A 3,422-nucleotide genomic window follows, 5' to 3' on the forward strand; every position below is an offset into this window, starting at 1 on the left:
AGGCTTCTTCATTTGAAAATTATATCGCTGAAAAAGCCTTTACAGATAGGTTTGTGCAACAAAGCCTTGACAATTTCATTTTTAGAAATCAAATTATATGACAGGATAATTAAAATTTATTTAAATAAGTATCATAAAAGGGAGTTTGTAATGCTCGAACTGGAAACAGGTACACCTTATACGGAAAATGATCATACCCAAGCAGGCAATCCAAGAAGACCGGTAAAAACCTTAAGCTCGCTTGTCTGTGGACAGGAATATATTGCCCAGCAGGATTTACGTACTGTCTATCACGCCATTACTGGTGAAGCTGTTTATCAGGTCAGCAGTTATGGTATTGATATGCAGACAGTGGTTAACTATGCCAAAACTCAAGGTTCACTTATTGCGACATGGAGTTTTCATCAGCGCGCACATGCGCTCAAGCAGGTAGCACAATATTTGCTGGAACGTAAGGAGGCCTATTATGAACTGGCGAAAGCAACCGGCTGTACCCGTAAGGATGCCTGGGTCGATATTGAAGGTGGTATAGGTACACTGTTTGCCTACTCCAGTCTGGTACGCCGTGAACTCAGTGATGAAATAGTATTGATTGAAGATAACTGGATTCCACTTTCCAAACAGGGCACCTTTGGAGCAAAGCATCTCCTTACTCCTAAGGCTGGTGTTGCCGTACATATTAATGCCTTTAATTTTCCGGTTTGGGGGATGCTAGAGAAAATTGCACCAGCGCTGCTTGCCGGTGTCCCTTGTATTGTTAAACCTGCGACAGAAGGCGCAGAACTTACACATGCTGTGGTTCAGGCTATTTATGCCAGCGGTTTTCTGCCTGAAGGCACTTTACAGTTAATATGTGGTCAAACTTATGATCTGCTGGAACAATTAGGTCCACAAGATATCGTAACTTTCACTGGCTCTGCAACAACCGGACAGAAATTACGCGCCCACCCTCATCTTAACCGCTACTCGATTCCGTTCAGCATGGAAGCAGACTCAGTAAACAGTGCCATTTTAACCGAAGGAGCCAGCGAAGAAACTATTGAACTGTTCGTCCGTGAGGTTTATCGGGAGATGACCTCAAAAGCCGGGCAGAAATGTACTGCCATTCGTCGGGCTTTCGTGCCGGCTTTCCTGCTGGATACAGTGCAACAAAAACTGCTGGCCCGACTGGAAAAAGTTGTAGTCGGTGATCCAGAACATGAAAATGTGACGATGGGTGCGCTTGCCAGTCTCAAACAAAAATATGATGTCGCTGAAAAAGTCGAACTGCTGAGCCAAGAAGCAAAGATTGTCTTTGGTGGACATAATGATCAGAATTTTCAGTTTCACTCAGACTCTCCTGAAAAAGGTGCATTTTATCCGCCTACCTTACTGTGCTGTTCAAATCCGGTCACTGCAAGATATGTGCACGAGATTGAGGCTTTTGGTCCGGTTGTAACTTTGATGCCTTATCAAAACCAAACTGAGCTGACTGAGCTGGTTGCCCGTGGTGAAGGTAGTCTCGTTGCTTCAATTGTTCGCAATACAGAGCAAAATATTGAAAGTCTGATCGCAAAAATTGCGCCGTGGCATGGTCGTATTCATATTCTGGATACAGAAAATGCAAAAGAGAGTACCGGTCACGGCTCACCCTTACCGCATCTGGTTCATGGTGGGCCAGGCCGTGCAGGTGGTGGAGAAGAGCTCGGAGGCCTGCGAGCAGTAAAACATTATATGCAGCGTACAGCCATTCAGGGTTCACCTGACGTCATGACACAGATTGGACATAGCTGGACAGCAGGTTCAAGGGTGTTTGAAGATCGCGTACATCCATTTAAGAAAAGCTTTGACGAGCTGCAAATTGGTGAACGCCTGCTTACAGCACGTCGGACAGTTACCGAAGCGGATATCGTAAATTTTGCCTACTTGAGTGGTGACCACTTCTATGCCCATATGGACAAGATTGCCGCGGCAGATTCATTATTTGGTGAACGCGTGGCTCATGGGTATTTTGTTGTATCTGCCGCAGCGGGCCTGTTTGTAGAGGCAGCACCAGGACCGGTTATTGCCAATTATGGTATGGATAACCTGCGTTTTGTTGAGCCGGTAAAAATAGATGATACTATTCAGGTTGAATTAACCTGTAAGCAAAAAACGCCAAAACCTCAACGTGAGCCAGACCAGAAATCACATGGTGTGGTTGTCTGGGATATCAAGGTTAAAAACCAGCGTAATGAACTGGTAGCAACCTATGACATTCTGACGCTGGTCGAACGCGCTGCATAAATGCAGGTAAAGTTCGGGATAAAAGTCTGCTGAAGGGCTTTTATCCTGAAATATAGCTATTTATAGAATAAACCTAAAAAAAATAACTATTTGATATAATAAGTAAAAATAGTCATAATTTACCTAAATCATTTACTTATAACAAAACATAAAATTAGGATACTGTACTTCACTCTATACCATGTTAGAAGTGAAACATATAAGCTGATAAAGAGATGATCTGATGCGTATCCATTTCCTGAACAGTATTTCAACCTGTCCTTTAGGTGGTGCCTTGATGGATGGCTTTTCTTATGCCAAGTTGCGGGGGCGTTTAACCTGTACCTGTGTGCTGATTGAAACAGCTGATAGTCTGGTACTGGTTGATACTGGTTTTGGATTACGTGACATTGCTTCTCCACGTACCCGCCTTGGCTGGTTTTTCCGTTTTCTGGTCAGTCCAGAGTGGCGTGAAGAAATGACAGCAATCCGGCAGATTGAACGTTTAGGCTATGACCCGCGTGATGTAAGACATATCATTTTATCGCATCTGGATTTTGACCACGCTGGCGGACTGGATGATTTTCCCCATGCTACTGTTCATATGATGCAAACAGAACGGGATTATGCCCTTTCGCAAAAGACCTGGCTGGACCGGCAGCGTTTTCGTCCACAGCAGTGGTCTTATCGCGAGAAATGGAAAGTATATAACCCTGATGCAGGAGAAGGCTGGTATGGTTTTAATTCAGTAAGAGATTTGGATGGGTTACCACCTGAGATTTTATTTGTTCCTCTTTCAGGTCATACACATGGTCATGCCGGCATTGCCATTCAGGCTGGAGATAAATGGCTACTTAATGCTGCTGATGCCTATTTTTATCATAAGGAAATAGATCCCGTCAGCCCATGCTGTACCCCTGGCCTGCGTTTTTACCAGACCATGCTGGAAAAAGACCGTAAAGCGCGTCTCTCTAATCAGGCCCGTTTACGCCAGCTTCATCAGCACCATGCACATGAAATTGATATATTTTGCTCGCATGATAGTCATGATTTTGAACGCCTGAGTGGCCGTTCGGCAGAGTTACCTGCGTCCTTCTTCAAATAGCTCGCTTCGAGTAAATTTTATAATAATTTTCTCTGTACACGACAAAAATAGATAACTCATTGAAATAATGTCA

The 3,422-nt window shown here is 44.0% G+C and carries 2 protein-coding genes; both read left to right on the forward strand.

Features of this window, described 5'->3' with window-relative positions; all coding sequences use genetic code 11:
• The first annotated feature begins 150 nt into the window (after positions 1-150).
• Positions 151-2,265, forward strand: coding sequence for a phenylacetic acid degradation bifunctional protein PaaZ (gene paaZ / locus N518_RS0114985; protein WP_005025929.1), 2,115 nt, complete (start codon positions 151-153; stop codon positions 2,263-2,265).
• 223 nt (positions 2,266-2,488) lie between these two features.
• Positions 2,489-3,349, forward strand: coding sequence for an MBL fold metallo-hydrolase (locus N518_RS0114990; protein WP_005025930.1), 861 nt, complete (start codon positions 2,489-2,491; stop codon positions 3,347-3,349).
• Positions 3,350-3,422: the final 73 nt, after the last annotated feature.

Origin of the sequence: Acinetobacter sp. UNC436CL71CviS28, assembly GCF_000620525.1 — a bacterium.
Lineage (GTDB): Bacteria > Pseudomonadota > Gammaproteobacteria > Pseudomonadales > Moraxellaceae > Acinetobacter > Acinetobacter radioresistens.